13 protein-coding genes are annotated in these 16,228 nt (G+C 38.2%); all 13 read left to right on the forward strand.

Annotated features, from left to right (window positions below; translation table 11 throughout):
* The first annotated feature begins 56 nt into the window (after positions 1-56).
* The 13 genes from ABC255_RS13220 (at position 57) to ABC255_RS13280 (ending at position 16,007) form a co-directional block, all read left to right on the forward strand.
* Positions 57-1,445 (forward strand): PHB depolymerase family esterase, encoded by a 1,389-nt coding sequence (locus tag ABC255_RS13220; RefSeq protein ID WP_412994099.1) that lies wholly within the window; start codon positions 57-59, stop codon positions 1,443-1,445.
* 72 nt (positions 1,446-1,517) lie between these two features.
* Positions 1,518-2,501 (forward strand): zinc-dependent alcohol dehydrogenase, encoded by a 984-nt coding sequence (locus ABC255_RS13225; RefSeq protein ID WP_412994101.1) that lies wholly within the window; start codon positions 1,518-1,520, stop codon positions 2,499-2,501.
* 407 nt (positions 2,502-2,908) lie between these two features.
* Positions 2,909-4,081, forward strand: coding sequence for an ABC transporter substrate-binding protein (locus tag ABC255_RS13230; RefSeq protein WP_412994103.1), 1,173 nt, complete (start codon positions 2,909-2,911; stop codon positions 4,079-4,081).
* A gap of 94 nt (positions 4,082-4,175) precedes the next feature.
* Complete coding sequence (locus ABC255_RS13235; RefSeq protein WP_412994105.1) at positions 4,176-5,048, forward strand: branched-chain amino acid ABC transporter permease; 873 nt, start codon at positions 4,176-4,178, stop codon at positions 5,046-5,048.
* Between the two features lie 15 nt (positions 5,049-5,063).
* On the forward strand, positions 5,064-6,101 hold the full coding sequence (locus tag ABC255_RS13240; RefSeq protein ID WP_412994107.1) for a branched-chain amino acid ABC transporter permease: 1,038 nt from the start codon (positions 5,064-5,066) through the stop codon (positions 6,099-6,101).
* 2 nt (positions 6,102-6,103) lie between these two features.
* A complete protein-coding gene (locus ABC255_RS13245) occupies positions 6,104-6,871 on the forward strand; it encodes an ABC transporter ATP-binding protein (protein WP_412994109.1) in 768 nt (255 codons plus the stop codon).
* The gene (locus ABC255_RS13250) at positions 6,871-7,599 is read left to right on the forward strand and encodes an ABC transporter ATP-binding protein (protein ID WP_412994110.1); all 729 of its coding nucleotides are present in this window, start codon (positions 6,871-6,873) and stop codon (positions 7,597-7,599) included. The genes ABC255_RS13245 and ABC255_RS13250 overlap by 1 nt, the downstream gene beginning before the upstream one ends.
* A gap of 27 nt (positions 7,600-7,626) precedes the next feature.
* Entirely contained in the window at positions 7,627-8,985 is a 1,359-nt protein-coding gene (locus tag ABC255_RS13255; RefSeq protein ID WP_412994111.1) for an MFS transporter, read from the forward strand.
* Positions 8,986-9,137: 152 nt separating this feature from the next.
* Positions 9,138-11,348, forward strand: coding sequence for a helix-turn-helix domain-containing protein (locus ABC255_RS13260; RefSeq protein ID WP_412994113.1), 2,211 nt, complete (start codon positions 9,138-9,140; stop codon positions 11,346-11,348).
* 326 nt (positions 11,349-11,674) lie between these two features.
* Complete coding sequence (locus ABC255_RS13265; protein WP_412994115.1) at positions 11,675-12,958, forward strand: cytochrome P450; 1,284 nt, start codon at positions 11,675-11,677, stop codon at positions 12,956-12,958.
* Between the two features lie 32 nt (positions 12,959-12,990).
* Entirely contained in the window at positions 12,991-14,133 is a 1,143-nt protein-coding gene (locus tag ABC255_RS13270) for a CapA family protein (RefSeq protein ID WP_412994117.1), read from the forward strand.
* Positions 14,130-15,509, forward strand: coding sequence for an MmgE/PrpD family protein (locus tag ABC255_RS13275; protein WP_412994118.1), 1,380 nt, complete (start codon positions 14,130-14,132; stop codon positions 15,507-15,509). The genes ABC255_RS13270 and ABC255_RS13275 overlap by 4 nt, the downstream gene beginning before the upstream one ends.
* 36 nt (positions 15,510-15,545) lie before the next feature.
* A complete protein-coding gene (locus ABC255_RS13280; RefSeq protein WP_412994119.1) occupies positions 15,546-16,007 on the forward strand; it encodes a MarR family winged helix-turn-helix transcriptional regulator in 462 nt (153 codons plus the stop codon).
* The last annotated feature ends 221 nt before the right edge of the window (positions 16,008-16,228 follow it).

Below are 16,228 nucleotides of genomic sequence, written 5' to 3' on the forward strand. Positions count from 1 at the left end.
TATGGATGGGAGAACTGAACGATCCTTACAAATTATTTAAAAAAGGGGGTACTCCTTTGTCTAACTCAGAACCTGTTCAAAAACTAAAGCCAGCAGTGGATCCAAAAAAACTTAGGGAAAAATATAACATGGAAGACGTCCTAGGAAATATTCCACCGATGCCCGTTCCTAAAAACTTAGAACGTAAAAGTGGAATAATCAGCGGGAACCTTCATACATGGTACGAATATGTCCCATCATCCTATTATAAAAGTGATTTAGCTGTACCTTTGCTGGTAAGTTTGCATGGCGGGGGCAATAATGGGGAGGGCGCCGCCAAAGCCACCACATTTACAACCATTGCCGACAGGGAAAATTTCATTATTCTATATCCTGAGGCCACATTTTCTTATGAAGATGAAGATGGGCGACACCACGAATGGAACGCTTTTTATATGAATAACAAGTCTGAGGATGAAACTTATTGGCTTAAGTTGCTGATTGAAAAAATATGTAATGACTATCGGATCGATCGTTCCCGAATCTATTTAACAGGCCATTCAAATGGAGATCAAATGGCACTTCAGCTTGCCGTAACTTATCCAGAACTGTTTGCGGCCTGTGCCGGGCTAAATGGCCCAACCCATCCCGATAAAATCGTGGACATGGCTGGGAACAGAATGAAACCAAGTATTCCGCTTCCATATTTACGTTGGAATGGGGAAAGGGACCCCCTTGGTGGCGGAGATTTGACTCGTACACAAGTAAACCAATTGCTAAACAAATATTGGATCGAAATCAATGGCTGTACAACAAACCCTCAATTTCACCTCGATGGAAAACTTAATACAATCATCTATCAAAGTGATTGCGGTGCGGAGGTCCGCTTTGTTGAATATAAGGGAGGACCCCATCGTTTAAATATCGAATTAGCAAGTGTTGTCTGGTATGGATTTTTTTGCCATTTTGCACGCGGGTTGGATGGATCTGTCATCGTATTGAATCGTTTTGATCATCCACCTTCTAATATCTTTACGGCTGCACTGGTTGATGGTAGTAGTCATGCAATGGTTAAAGGAAACATAATTAAGCTAGACCCAAGAAAGCTAACTGTTGCTGCCCTCACTATAGAGAAATGCCTATATACACCTATCCATTTCATTGCTGATATCTTTGGAGCAAATGTTGAATGGAATCAAGAGCTTTGTCAGGCAACACTTATATATAAAGAAAAAAATTGTCAAATAACAGCTGAACATCCTGCTTTATGGGTGGATCATAAAGTATTTCCATTTGAGGTGACCCCGAAAATGATTGAAGGCAGTCTTTGGGTCCCTGTCCAAGAGTTGGCAGAAAGATTTTTTGAAAAGAAAGTCTCGATAGCAGAAGGAGTAGTATATATATCCGACTGGGATACCGAGATCAGTAACAGCATTGTTCATGAGATTAAGAAAATGATTGTTTAGGATGTATTAGGTGCATAAATTGACATTTACATTAGACGTTTCACCAAAAGTAAAGTGCCGAAGGAGACCTAAATGCTAGAGTTATATTTAAAAAGGCCATACGAATTGGAGTTAAGAGAAAGTCATCCTTCCGATTTTTTGCAGGAAGGTGACGTGAAAATTAGGTTGGTTTACGGTGGAATTTGTGGCTCTGACCTTCGAGTATTTCAGGGGAAATTAGCTCATGCTTCTTACCCGATAAGGCCGGGCCATGAGTTGGTTGGAACAATCATAGAGGCTGGAAAAGCGGCACCTTATAAAGTAGGAACGAGAGTGGTCGTTTTCCCTAACAGCTTTTGCGGAGAATGTGATTTGTGTCTAAAGGGGAAAACCAATATATGCCGACATAAGAAGTCAATTGGAGTCAATGCAGATGGTGGATTTTCCGAAGCAATGACAATTTCAGCCAAGTATGTTTTTCCGATTCCAGAAGATTTAACGGATGAGAGAGCCATTTTAATTGAACCGTTTGCAGTCGTGGTCCATGCGCTAAAAAAAGTGGTTCTGAATAAGGATACAACGGTTGCCGTAGTAGGCTCTGGAAATGAGGGAATGTTAGCAGTGATTTTGGCTAATTACTTGGGTGCTAAAGTCACAGCGATTGACATTAATCCTATGAAGCGTGAAATGGTGAGAAAATTAGCAGATATTAAAGCAATAGCTCCTGATGAAGTTGGGGATGAGAAATATGATGTGGTAATAGAAGCTGCTGGAGCAAAATCAGCTGTAGAACAGACGACCAGGATGGTCCGCTCTGGCGGTGCTGTTGTCTTGATTGGGATGATTCCTGAAGCAGAGTTACCGATTGTGGATATTGTAAGAAATGAAATTACATTATATGGGAGTATCATTTACACGTATCCTGATGACTTTCTAGTTAGTATGGAATATTTAAGAGATTTAAGTCTAAATATAGATCCTATCATTACAAAGATATTACCCTGGACTGAATATCAAAGAGCATATGAAATGGCTTTATCTGGAAATCAAGGTAAAGTTGTTCTTGATTTTAAGTGAGCTTGGCTGAGAAATACATACAAAAAATTGAAAAAAGCTAACAAGTTGGGACAAATTTTTCACCTTGTTAGCTTTTTTTTATATCTGTATCCACAAATTTAATGAATTTCTTATTGATTTTTAGTACATCTTGTACGTATTTTTTTATATTTCCTTCACCTATAATGAGGTTACAAATATTCAGAACATTCATAAACATCGCTATCTAATTTTGTTGGAAGTGTTTCTACTAATTTATTGCGTCTAAGTTGAAAGCGATTACATTACTAGGGGTTAGCTTCAAGATTTCTATTAACTTAATTAGATTATGGAGGTGTAAGTTGGTTAGCACAAGGATTTAAATAGAATGCAATTCCAACAAAGGAAATGAGTTCTATCTATTAGAAAAATTAAAAAGGGGATTGATTATGAAAAAGATCGTTAAGAAGTTCAGTTCTTTTGGTTTAATTTCCGCACTCGTTTTTGGCTTAGCCGCCTGCAATACTGAAAGCTCTGGCGGAAGCGGTGGTGAAGGTGGAAAAGCCGGGGAAGAGGTCATTAAGATCGGTGCTATTTTTGCAGAAACTGGTCCGGCTTCAACTCTAGGAAAAACTCAAGCTAATTATGTGAAGCTCCTCCAAAAACAATTAGATGAGGAAGGTCCTATTGACGGAAAGAAAATTGAAATTGTGATGCAGGATTACGAAACAGATGATACAAAAGCAGTAATTGCTGCAGATAAATTAATTTCTGAGGAAGTGGTTGCTGTTGTCGGTGCCACTCAAGCCAGTACGTCCATGGCAATCTTACCTAAGATTTCTGGTGCAGGAATTCCACTTATGACGGTTGCTCCGGTAAATCCTGAAGCTAAAAACATTTATCAAATGGCACCTAGCAATTTAACCAGCTCTAACCTGATCGTAGAATTTTTAAAAGAAAATAAGATTACGAAAGTAGCATGGATTAATGCACGAGATGGTTTTGGGGTAGATGGTCTTCCAGCATTTGAAAAGGTTGCAAAAGAGAATAAGATTGAGATTGTTGCTCATGAAGAATTCGATGCCACGGCTACAGATATGACTGTACAATTAACCAATGTTCGTAAAGAGAATCCAGAAGCTGTGATTGTTTGGTCAAGAACTCCAGGTGCAGGGATTGTTGCCCGTAATTTTAAATCACTTGGTTTTGACATACCGATGATCCAATCATCTGCAGCGGCAAATCAGGGCTACTTAGATCAAGTGAAGGATAACAATGAAAACCTCTTTGTCATTGGAAGCAAATTAAGTGTTGTAGATCAATTAACTGACAGTGAACAGAAGGATCGTTTAAAGCAGTTCCGTGAAGATTACACTGCAATGTTTAACAGTGAACCTGACAACTTTACAGCACATGCTGCAGATGGTTTCCATCTAATCATTGAAGCAATAAAAGCAGGGAACACAACCTCTGAAGAGATTCATAATTACTTAAAAAAAGAAGTAAGCGAGTATCCTGGTCTTACAGGTACCTTTGAATTAAAGTCTGATTATGTAGGCCCTCATGAAGATGGATTCGCTGTTCTAGGTATTGACAATAACAATTGGAAGTATAGTGAATAAAATACCAAATCAAAAGAGGTCACTTTTAAAGAATAGATGAACCAATGGCAGAATCTTCGGTTTCTGCCATTGGCATTAAGAAAGGAGTTCGTTCATGGATTTACTCATGCAATATATCGTAACGGGGTTAACCGTCGGAAGTATTTATGCCTTACTAGCGATTGGATTTGTCACCATCTATAACATTACTGGAATACTAAACTTCGCACAGGGTGAATTTGCCATGATTGGGGCAATGACTTGCATCACTTTAGTCAATTCTGGATTACCTATGTTTGCAGCTATCATTCTGGCGATTTTGATTACGGCAGCTATAGGGCTGATTGTGGAGAGAACAGCCATTCTCCACGCCAGGAATACATCTGTTATTATTTTAATCATTATCACCATCGGATTATCGACCTTCCTAAAAGGAATGGGCCTTATCGTATGGGGAACGAATCCAAAACAGCTTGCTCCAATCATACAAGCAGATCCAATTCAATTTATGGGTGCCGTTATTAATCCTCAAAGTATTTTCATTTTTATTATTCTATTTATCCTTCTAGCACTTTTATACGTATTCTTTGAAAAAACATATATTGGCACTGCTTTAAGGGCAAGTGAGAAAAATCCACGGGCTGCAAAGTTGATGGGGATCAATACGAGCACTATGTCGGCTTTGGCGTTTACACTGGCCGCAGCATTAGGTGCAGTTGCCGGTATCATGATCACCCCAATCACTGATGCGACGTATGAAATGGGATTTCTTATCGGAGTGAAAGGATTTGTAGGAATGGTTATTGGCGGCATGCATAGCATTCCGGGAGCGGTTGCCGGCGCTTTAATTGTTGGATTGTTGGAAACATTTTCGGGCGCGTATATTTCTACCTTTTATAGTGATGCGATTATGTTCACCGTATTAATCTTAGTCTTATTTTTAAAACCTAATGGGATATTTGCTAGAGCTTCCGGTGAAAGAGTTTAATAGGAGGGAATTCCGATGTCGAAACTAGAAAATGTGTTATATGGGAGTCGATTAAAACCTCTCCTATTTTTAAGTGCACTTGTTCTGATCTTACCATTAGTGGTGAAGTCGCAATATATTTTTACGATCTTAATATTAATTGGAATTTATTCCATTGTTACAATTGGTTTATGTCTTTTAATCGGTTATGCAGGACAAATCTCACTCGGACATGCTGCCTTCTTTGGAATTGGGGCCTACACATCCGGAATCCTGACTGTAAGCTATCAGGTTTCTCCCTGGAGTGCAATGGTCATTGGAATGGTTATAACTTTTTTCATTGCTTATATCATTGGTATCCCGATTTTAAAGCTTAAAGGACATTTCCTAGCACTAGCTACCCTTGGAATAAATATTATCTTCTTTATTATCATATTAGGTCTGAACGAGTGGACGGGAGGGGCTGCGGGGTTAATTGGTATTCCAACCCTATCTTTATTTGGGCTTTCACTGACTGATAAAGTAGTCTTTTACTTCTTTGTGTGGATTGCTGCTTTACTAGTGTTGCTATTGTCTTTAAATATTGTTCGCTCTCATGTTGGCAGGGTGCTTAGGAGTATTCATGATAGTGAAATTGCAACAGAGACACTTGGAGTCCAAGTTTCCAAATATAAAGTTGCGATCTTTGCCTTAAGTGCTGCCTTTGCTTCGCTGGCTGGAAGTATTTATGCACATTATATTACCTTTGTAGCGCCGCCAACCTTTTATATTACCAAATCGATTCTCTTTTTGATTATGGTCATGGTAGGAGGAGCAAGTTCTGTATGGGGTGCGCTGTTAGGTACCACCATTATAATGTTTTTAAATGAAATCATTCGGTTTGTCGGACATACGTATTTTGGAATCAGTGGTGAGGTCGAAATCGTTGTTTACGGTTTAATCATTGTTTTAATCATGATGTATTTGCCAAAAGGGCTGATATCTGTTATTGCTCAACCTTTTCAAAAACTTAAACATAAAAAACATCTACCTGCGAAAACACCTAAAGATATGATTTCTCAAAAAGGAGTATAACCATGTCTAAATTACTTGAGGTAAAGGAATTAACGAAACAATTTGGTGGGGTTGTTGCTGTTTCCGATGTAAGTTTTGAGGTGGGAGAAGGAGAAATCGTGGCAGTGATTGGACCAAACGGAGCTGGGAAAACAACTTTATTTAATATGATTTCTTGCTTTCTTTCCCCATCACGAGGAGAGGTATATTATAAAGAGAAAAAGCTGACAGGAAAAAGGATTCCGGAATTAGCAGCTTTAGGATTGTCGAGAACTTTTCAGAACTTACAGATATTTCACAATATGACGGTACTGGAAAACGTGATGATGGGGGCACATGTCAAGCTGAAAACCAATGTCCTCAATGCGGCATTTAGACTGCCAAGAATTCGAAGAGATGAAAAACTAGCCTATGAATTGGCATTAGAGGTTATTAATCTAGTAGGCTTAGAGGATCTAATGTTTGAAAAGGCCGGACAGTTATCCTATGGACTTCAAAAACAATTGGAATTTGCAAGAGCGATCGTTTATGGACCGGATCTGATTATGCTGGATGAGCCGATGGCAGGGTTAAACGATTCCGAAACTAATAAGATTGCGGGCTATATTCAAGAGTTAAAAAGGAAAGGAACTTCCTTTTTATTTGTTGAACATAAAATGGCGACTGTTATGGAACTTGCAGACCGCATTGTTGTCCTTGACTTTGGGAAAAACATTGCGGAAGGGACCCCTGAAGAAATTCAACAAAATCCAAAGGTTATTGCGGCCTATTTAGGGGAGGAGGTTGTGTAATGCTAGTAGTACAAGGGTTATGCACCCATATTGGAAAAATACAAATCCTTCATGATATTGACTTTGAGGTTAACAAAGGAGAAATTGTCTCGATTATCGGGGCCAACGGAGCGGGAAAGAGTACTTTATTAAATACATTAGCTGGTTTATATCGGCCAACAGCAGGTACTGTAACACTCGATGGCGAAGTAATAAGTGGTAACCAAGCCTTTAAGGTTGTAAAAAAAGGATTAAGCCTAGTACCTGAGGGGAGACAAATCTTTTCTAATCTTACCGTTAAGGAAAATTTAATGCTCGGTATGTTCTCAAAATATTATAAAGAGAAGAAGCTGGTGAATGTAAACTTAACGAAAATACTAGATATGTTTCCAGGCTTGAAAAAGCATTTAAATAATCTAGCTGGTAATTTAAGTGGCGGTGAGCAGCAAATGTTAGCGATTGGGAGAGGGTTAATGTCTAATCCAAAAATTATTTTACTTGATGAACCGTCTATGGGTCTTGCTCCCAAAATCGTAAACGAAATACTAGATACACTAGTAATTATTAAAGAAGATCTTGGGACCATGGTAATTTTAGTAGAGCAAAATGTTAAAGCGGCACTAAAGGTTTCCGACAAAGCCTATGTCCTTGATCAAGGGAAAATTATTTTAAATGGAACAAGAGAGGAAATCAGTGCTAATCCTCAGGTAATGTCAGCCTATTTAGGTATTAAGACTGCTGGAGCATAACTACATAGAAACTGGAGGTTGTAAAACATGAAAGCAAAATCTATTAATCCTAACAACGTGATTGATAATAGTAAATTTCATTCCTATCATTTTTGGCTTGTTTTTTGGATGTTTCTCGTCATTATGTTTGATGGATATGATGTGGTAATTTACGGTGCATCCGTTCCTTCCCTTATAAAGGAATGGGGAATAACTGACGTCATGGCTGGAGCAATTGGAAGTTATACCGTAATTGGTACCGCACTTGGTGCGATAATGTTTGGAATGGCAGCAGATAAATTCGGTCGTAAGAACATTATCCTCTTAACAACCATCTTATTTAGTTTTTTTACATTCCTTTCTGGTCTTGCGAATGACCCTGTTACATTTACGGTGTTCCGTGTGATTGCTGGTATAGGCTTGGGTGGAGTGATGCCGAATGTTATTGCATTAACCACTGAATTTGCTCCAAAACGTATCCGTTCTGCAGTAGTATCTTTTGTGTTCTGCGGTTATTCAATAGGGGCAATAATAGCTGCTTTAACAAGTCGTTCTCTTCTTCCAACTGTAGGTTGGGAACCTGTTTACTTAATGGCGGGGTTTCCGTTATTGCTCCTTCCATTTATGTGGAGAAGTATACCTGAATCAATTGGATTTCTAATAGAGAAAGGAAAAGAAGAGAAAGCTAAACAAATTCTCTCTAAAATCGATTCTACTCTGAATATGAATGCTGCGATTCACGTTGAAAAACAGCAAATAAAGGTACCAGGTTCTCCTGTTATCAAATTATTTGAAGAAAAACGTGCATTGAGTACGTTGATGTTTTGGGTTTCATGTTTTAGCGCATTTGTCCTTATTTATTCTATGAATACCTGGTTACCTCGCCTCATGATGCAGTCGGGCTATGATCTTAGCTCAAGCCTTACATTTACAGCCGTTATGCAAGTAGGGGCGATCGCAGGTACATTAATTTTTGGTCGTCTAGTAGACAAATGGGGCTTTAAGAAAGTTCTTGTTCCCCTCTTTTTCTGTGGAGCGATTGCACTTTCATTAATCGGGTTTACCAAAAGTACAATGCTTGCATTTATCTACATTTCGGTGATCGGTGCCTCATCTGTAGGCGTACAAAATATGTCCAATGCCTTTGTCTCACAGTATTACCCTTTCAAAATGCGCTCAACAGCAATAGGCAGTACGATGGCCTTTGGTAGATTGGGAGGAATCGTTGCCCCTATATTTGTTGGAGTGTTACTCTCGATGAACTTAATGCCTCAATTTAACTTTGCCGCAATTGCGACGGCTGCTGTACTTGGCGGCATTGCGATGTTATGCGTTCAAGAAAAACATGGAGATTATCAAAAGGGAAGAAAAGCTGAGCATGATGAAAATTTAAAAATGGCAAAATAATAGTATTGAATCCCGGGAGTTTCCCTCGGGATTTGTCTAATTATTAGGAAAATAAAATGTTTTTTGTCTATAAATAGATTAAAATAAGAGGGGAAAGTGAAATTATGGATGAGGGGAAATGGGTTATGCCGTACATTGACAAGGATAAACTAATGAAAAAATTAGAAAACCATTTACGCTCTACAGCCAGACAACTGATTAAATTTGATACCGAAGATGAAGTTCTCCAATATTTAACAGCCGTCTTCCATTCGGAACTTTATTGTGATTTTGTCGGTGTGATACTTAATGAATCTGAGAATTTTGTACCCAAAGCATGGAGTGGAAACCTGCCTGCGGTGACAAATTCTTTTCCTTTAGATATACATAAATGTTCTCCGAAGCTTCTTCGGCAGAGTTTGACAAATGAACGTGCAGACTTCCCAGAAATCTGCCAACTTTCAAAAGTACTTAAAGATGCGAAGGTTAATACTTGGTTTACTGTGCCTCTTTATGATAACGATTACAATTTAGGGTTTTGTATTGTAGGTTTTTTAAACTATTTACCACTATTAGAAATGGAAAAGCCATTTGAAGAATTCGGAAAAGATATTGCTGTAGCAATGGCAATGGCAAGAGAAAAAAAATCACAATTGAAAAAAATAGAAGGGATTGAATGGATTAGTAAGAATTTATCCCTAAAAGCTCCCATTGAACAACATATTGCTGAGCTTACCATGAGAGCTGGACAAGGAACCAATGCGGACTTTGCTTGTATTTATTTATATGATGAAAAGGAAAATTGTTTTATTTTTCAGCCGCCAGCTTATGGAGAAAGTGAGTTTCCTCATAAAATTATGATCGAAGAAAACTATATGCTAAATAAATATTTTCCGTTTTTAGAGGTCCCTGGCGGATCGCAAATGTCGATACCTTTGATTATTGACTTAAAAACAATTGGCGTATTGCATATTGAGAATAAGAAGGATGCTATTTTTACAGAAAATGATTTAAAAATGTTGGAGTTATTATCCAATCATGTTGCCACAATATTGGAAAATGCACGGTTATTTAATAAAGAGAAGGAGAGTAAAAATCGCCTTCAATTTCTGTTGGATTTTCAACAAGCTCTTGTTAAAGAAACGGTAGAAGTCGACAACTTTGATGGAATTACATCTATGCTATCAAACTTGTTTCAAAATCCGGTTATCCTCTACGATCGTTTTATGCAGCCCATTTCATTTAGTTTGTATGAAAAACACTATCGGAGTCAACTACCGGATCAAATTTCAAATGTAGCGAAAACTATGAAAAGCAAACAAAAAAGTCTTGATTATTTCACAGTGGAAGACTCGGATGATCCTTCCAGTTGCTTTTCATTATTAATGATTAATGGAGGAGGAAGTCTACTTGGTTATCTTGCCGTGGGCCGGCCAAATGGAGAAATGGATGAGATTGATCGTTTAACCGTTGAATTGTCCCGAAATATTTGTTCTATTCAATTCATTAAGCAAAAACTGGTTCTAGATGCAAAAGAACAGGCCAAAGATAGTTTTATCAATAAATTACTCACAGAGAACATTGAAGATAAAGAGGGCATTCTGCAATATGCAAATCTTTTTCAGTGGGATCTTTTTCATAGTCATCAAATTGCAGTTTTGTCAATAACACTTGATGACAAAGAGTTAAAAGGAAGCAATCTGTTTGAACAACAGTCGAAAAAAACCCAAGTATGGGAATACATTAAATCCCAAATTAGCGTGGATGACGCTTCTATAATAACCGCTTACCATGATGAGAAATATATATTAATTGTTCCATTAAAAAATGAAAGTGCTCTTCCCAATAAGTTCTGGCATTCCATTTACTCTAAAATAAATAAGTGGGCATTAGAAACCACGATTAAATGTAAGGTATTAATGGGAGTTGGCGGGAGAACAAATAACATACAAGATTACTATATTAGCTATCAACAAGCCATACAGGCATTAAACATTGTTACCAGCCGATTACGGCAAAACGGTTTTTCCTTATTTGATGAACTCAGTTCCTATGCCATTCTCCATCACTTAAATTATTCAATGGCGATTGATTTATTTGTAATGCAACATCTTGGCCCGCTTTTATCCTATTCTGAAGGGAAAAATACAGATTTAATTAATACACTACACACGTTTCTCCAAAACAATGGGAATGTGAAAAATACAGCTGAAGAGCTTTATATCCACAGAAGTTCGTTACTCTATCGACTTGAAAAGATAGAATCACTTCTCGATATTCAATTAAGCGACGCGGAAGTTAGATTCAATTTAATGCTGGCTTTAAAGCTTTACGATATGTATGGACAAGAAATAGAGAGTAACAGACTAGTCAAATTAAAATAATATTTACTTATAAAACACTAGTAAATATCAAAATTTATTAGTGTTTTTTCTTTATTATTCCCCAAAAAAATAAGTCAATCGTACGCTTCGTAGGAAAAATTAAAAATAATTCCTACGCTCTGTCCTCTACAATATCTTGAATTTAGGATGTATCTTCCGTAAAGTATGAATTATCAGTATATTCAAAAATATATAAAACCTCCACGATATTTAGCTTCCTAACGATTTTTGTCACTTAAATTAGTTTTTTAGATGGTTAATTATTAAGGAACCTAACGATTAATTTCAACAAAATATTTTTATAAATGGAAAGGATGAGTAAAACAATGAGTAATCAAGATAACAAGAGTTTGACAGTAGATTCAGCAAATGTGTCAAAGTGCCCCTTCAATCATGGAGAGTTTGATTTTAATCAACTCAATTCCGAAAGGTTAACCCATGATTTTGAGGCGGTAAAGGAAGAAACATTTACAAGTGCTCATGAAGAATATAAAGAATTAAGACAAAGTTGCCCGGTTGCTCATAGTGAATCTTATGCAGGGTTTTGGGCGCTTTTTAAACACCAGGATGTTGTAAACGTATTAAAAGACCCAAAAACCTTTGTAACTTCTGTTCAGAATGTAGTACCCAAAGTTTCCACAACCGGCAGGAGACCGCCGCTGCATTTAGATCCGCCAGAGCACACTCCTTATCGAAGAACTTTGGATCCATTTTTTACAGATGAAAAGATGAAAGAATTAGAACCTTTAATTAGAGAAACGACCGTTAACCTGCTGCAGCCTTTTATTGATGCTGGGGGAGGAGATATTTGCACAGAGTTCTCCCATCAATTACCAGGTTATGTTTTTGCGAAATTTTTTAATCTTGCAACGGAATTATCCATGAAAATCCGTGAGGTGACAAAGTTATATGTAAAAGCTTTGAATGTAATGGACAAACCAATGATTCAACAAAAAAGTTTGGAACTATACGATATTGCCCGCACAATTATCCAAATGAGAAAAGACGAACCAATGGACCCGACGGTGGATGTAACTAGTGCGTTTCTTCAAAGAACCTACAAAGGGGAACCACTACCGGATGAATTAATCCTTGGTACGATTCGTCAGTTAATTGTTGTCGGAATGATTGCACCTGTTGTGTTTATTGGAAGCGTCTCCGTTCATCTTGCACAAAATCCAGATATACAAGACCAATTACGAAATGATACGAGTCTTATTCCAGCAGCAATTGAAGAATACTTACGTCTGTTTACTCCATATCGTGGTTTTGCCAGAACACCAACTGAGGATGTTGTCATTGGAGGAAGGTTGATAAAGAAAGATGAGCCAATTGCGGTGGTCTTTGCCTCTGCCAATCGTGATGAAGATATTTTTCCGAATAGCGACCAATTTATTTTACATCGTCCAAATATTAAAGAACATGTGGCATTTGGAATGGGTCCGCATCAATGTCCGGGCGCACCACTTGCTCGTATGATGTTAGGGATAACTCTTCAAGAATTACTTGGCCGAACCAAAAATATTGAACTTGGTGAAGGTAAAATTCAAATGGCTCCATTTCCGGAGTGGGGACCCGTTTCCCTGCCACTAAAGGTTGTTAAAGCTTAAGAAATTAAAGATTCATAGAGAGGATGGCAATAATGACAAGAGAGATTCAATTATATGCAGTTGGTGATATTGCTCCAAATAGAGAAAATCCTGATACTATTTTTGAACACGTTTCCACTTTTATCCAAGAGGCCGATATCGCATTTTGTCAACTCGACTCTGTGTTATCCAATAGAGGAACTCCGTTGCCACAAGCAAGATTAGCAGCTCATACCATCCCAGAAGCAGCAAGTTCGATAAAAAAAGCAGGATTTGATGTGGTTTCCTTTGCGAGTAACCATTGTATGGATATGGGAAGAGAAGCATTTTTTGATACCTTAGATGCTCTACGGGAGAATGATTTGTTAACCATCGGGGTTGGGGCAAACATAGACGAAGCCAGGAAACCAGCAATTGTAGAAAAAGAGGATACAAGGGTAGCATTTTTAGGATACAACTCGATCTTACCTCAAAGCTATTGGGCTGAAAAAGATCGTCAGGGTTGCGTTCCGATGAGGGCGCATACCTTGTATGAACAGATTGAACACGATCAGCCTGGTACACCATGCCGCATCCATACCTTCGCCCAACGGGATGATCTTCGGTCGATGGTTAACGATATTAAAAAAGCAAAAGAAAAAGCAGACTTAATTGTGGTATCCATTCATTGGGGTATTCACTTTGTTCCTGCGGTAATCGCTGATTATCAAAGGGAAGTAGCCCATGCCGCCATCGATGCTGGGGCTGACATCATTCTAGGGCATCATGCCCATATCTTAAAAGGGGTCGAAGTCTATAAAGGAAAAGTCATTTTTTATAGCCTAGGTAATTTTGCAATCGAATTACCTCCTCATTTTAAAAAAGAGGTATCTAATAGCAAGTCATTCAAAGAGATTCAGGCACTCAATCCTGATTGGAATGTGGATAAAGCCTTGTGGCCATTAGATTCTTATAAAACAATGATCGTGAAATGTACCATCGCTGATAAGCAACTGCAAAAAGTCGCGTTCCAACCGGCCTACATTGATCCCCAGACGGACCAGCCGCACGTGTTAAATGCTGGAGATGCTCGTTTTGATGAGATAGTGGAAGATATGAAAAAAATCACTCAATCCGAAGAATTACCGGCAGCCTTTACAGTAAAGGGAAATGAGATCATCATTACTGAAAAGGCTCGTGTGGAGGTGTCATTGTGAATTTATCACAGGAAATAGTTCAGCATTTGGTAAAGATTCAATACGATGACTTACCAGAGGAAGTAGTCGAAGTTACAAAGAAGAGTATATTAGATACCATTGGGGTCATACTTGCCGCCAATACTTTAGGGGAAGGCTGCCAAGCTTTTGCGAACGTTGCCATTGCTGAAGGAGGGAGAGAACAAAGTTCAATCCTGGGATTTGGCCAAAAAGTTTCAGCGAGTTCAGCAGCTTTTGTGAATGGTGCAATGGCCCATTCCATGGATTTTGGGGAGTCGCACGATACTGCTTTTGTTCATTCTAGTTCTCCGACCGTTCCCGCTGCGTTGGCGATCGCTGAAATGCTTGAAAATGTTAATGGTAAGGACTTGATCACAGCCGTTGCGTTAGGAAATGATTTGGTATGTAGAATGGGCCTTTCCTTGACCAAGAACTTGTTGGAATATGGGTGGTATGTTCCTCCGATTTTAGGTGCTTTTGGAGCCACAGCTGCAGCCGGTAAACTATTGAATTTGACAGAAAAGCAGATGCTTGATGCCTTTTCTTTACTATTATGTCAGGCCACTTGTAGTGCTGAGATTACTCAAAACCCACAAACTCTGATTCGATCCGTTAGAGATGCTTTTGCTGCGAAAGCTGGTGTGACATCTGCATTGTTAGCCAAAGAAGGCGTAACCGGGTTTGAGCGACCCTTTGATGGAAAAAGAGGGTTTTTCTATGCTTTTTCTAGAGATCATTATGACCCTGAACTATTAGTGAGTGACCTCGGCAAAAATTTTGAAGGTGCCAATGTGAGTTTTAAACCATGGCCAAGTTGCAGGGGTACCCATCCATATATTGAGTGTGTCCTTAAAATAATGGGGGAGCATCATCTACAAGTGGATGATATTGAAGAAATTAAAGCAGTGGTAGGTCCCGTTAATCAGACACTCATCTGTGAGCCAATTGAAGGAAAGCGTAAACCCGAAAATGCGATCAATGCTAAGTTTAGCCTGCCGTTTGCAATTGCAACAGCTATGGTTTATGGAAATGTTTCTTTGGAACATTACAGTGCAGAAGCGATTCAGAATGCTGAGGTACTTGCAGTGGCTCAAAAATTCCAATATGAAGTAAACGAGAATCTCGCTATGAAAGATACACTAAAGGGTTACTTGGAGATTAGGACGAAGGATCAAAATGTATATTTTGAGAGGGTCGATGTGCCCTTTGGACATCCGAATCATCCGATGACGAACGAAGAGTTAACAAAGAAATTTATTAACTGCAGTCATTATTCAAGAAATAGTATTCTTCCAGAAGATCTAAATAGTGTAATAGAACAAATTCTTAACTTGGAAAATATTGAAGAAATTCGAGATGTTACTAGGTTCATGTAAGTTTTTTTCTAGGAGTTAACTCTGGGGGAGTGTATCATGTCTGCGAATCTAGATAGAAGTAATTGGTTTGGTAGTATCATACGAAGAACATCGCTACATTTAAATAGTCTAGTAAACCAAAAAATGTCAGCTTGCGATATTTCTAGTTCGAATTATTGGATATTAAAGCTGCTTTGGGAGAACGATGCTCTTACTCAAACGCAGCTCGTTGAAGCACTGGGAGTGACACCTGCATCATTGACGGGAATGATTGATAGTATGGTAAAAAAAGGCTGGCTCATACGGAAATCCTCCCCACAGGATGGACGTGTTAAGAGAATCTATTTAACAGAAGTTGGTAAAGAGTTGGAGCTATTTGCACATGACCTGATTGTTGAATGCGAAGAGACCATTTGTAATGGGATGACGGACGAGGAGATTCATAACTTTAGAATACTATTAAAAAAAGTACAAAGAAACTTGGAAAAGGTACAAAGCTCAAAACAATTTACCTCGTAACTTTGAAGATCACGAGTTACAAAAATTATAAGGTCAATAATCTTTTAAATGGTAAAAGATTATTGACTTTTTTATGCTTTCCTTCATTCATAATCTATTAAACCGTAAAATAGATGAAAAATATTATCTTCTTTCCTACATTGTGAAGGTGTATTTCAACTGTATAGATTCGCTATAATAAATTTATAGAAAAAACAAAAAATTAAACATATAAGGAGTTG

The organism is Neobacillus canaveralius (assembly GCF_047237705.1).
GTDB lineage: Bacteria > Bacillota > Bacilli > Bacillales > Cytobacillaceae > Neobacillus > Neobacillus niacini_K.

Coding starts and splice junctions, on each gene's coding strand:
- ABC255_RS13225 (WP_412994101.1), top strand. CDS start 1,518: ATGCTAGAGTTATATTTAAAAAGGCCATACGAATTGGAGTTAAGAGAA.
- ABC255_RS13230 (WP_412994103.1), top strand. CDS start 2,909: ATGAAAAAGATCGTTAAGAAGTTCAGTTCTTTTGGTTTAATTTCCGCA.
- ABC255_RS13235 (WP_412994105.1), top strand. CDS start 4,176: ATGGATTTACTCATGCAATATATCGTAACGGGGTTAACCGTCGGAAGT.
- ABC255_RS13240 (WP_412994107.1), top strand. CDS start 5,064: ATGTCGAAACTAGAAAATGTGTTATATGGGAGTCGATTAAAACCTCTC.
- ABC255_RS13245 (WP_412994109.1), top strand. CDS start 6,104: ATGTCTAAATTACTTGAGGTAAAGGAATTAACGAAACAATTTGGTGGG.
- ABC255_RS13250 (WP_412994110.1), top strand. CDS start 6,871: ATGCTAGTAGTACAAGGGTTATGCACCCATATTGGAAAAATACAAATC.
- ABC255_RS13255 (WP_412994111.1), top strand. CDS start 7,627: ATGAAAGCAAAATCTATTAATCCTAACAACGTGATTGATAATAGTAAA.
- ABC255_RS13260 (WP_412994113.1), top strand. CDS start 9,138: ATGAAAAAATTAGAAAACCATTTACGCTCTACAGCCAGACAACTGATT.
- ABC255_RS13265 (WP_412994115.1), top strand. CDS start 11,675: ATGAGTAATCAAGATAACAAGAGTTTGACAGTAGATTCAGCAAATGTG.
- ABC255_RS13270 (WP_412994117.1), top strand. CDS start 12,991: ATGACAAGAGAGATTCAATTATATGCAGTTGGTGATATTGCTCCAAAT.
- ABC255_RS13280 (WP_412994119.1), top strand. CDS start 15,546: ATGTCTGCGAATCTAGATAGAAGTAATTGGTTTGGTAGTATCATACGA.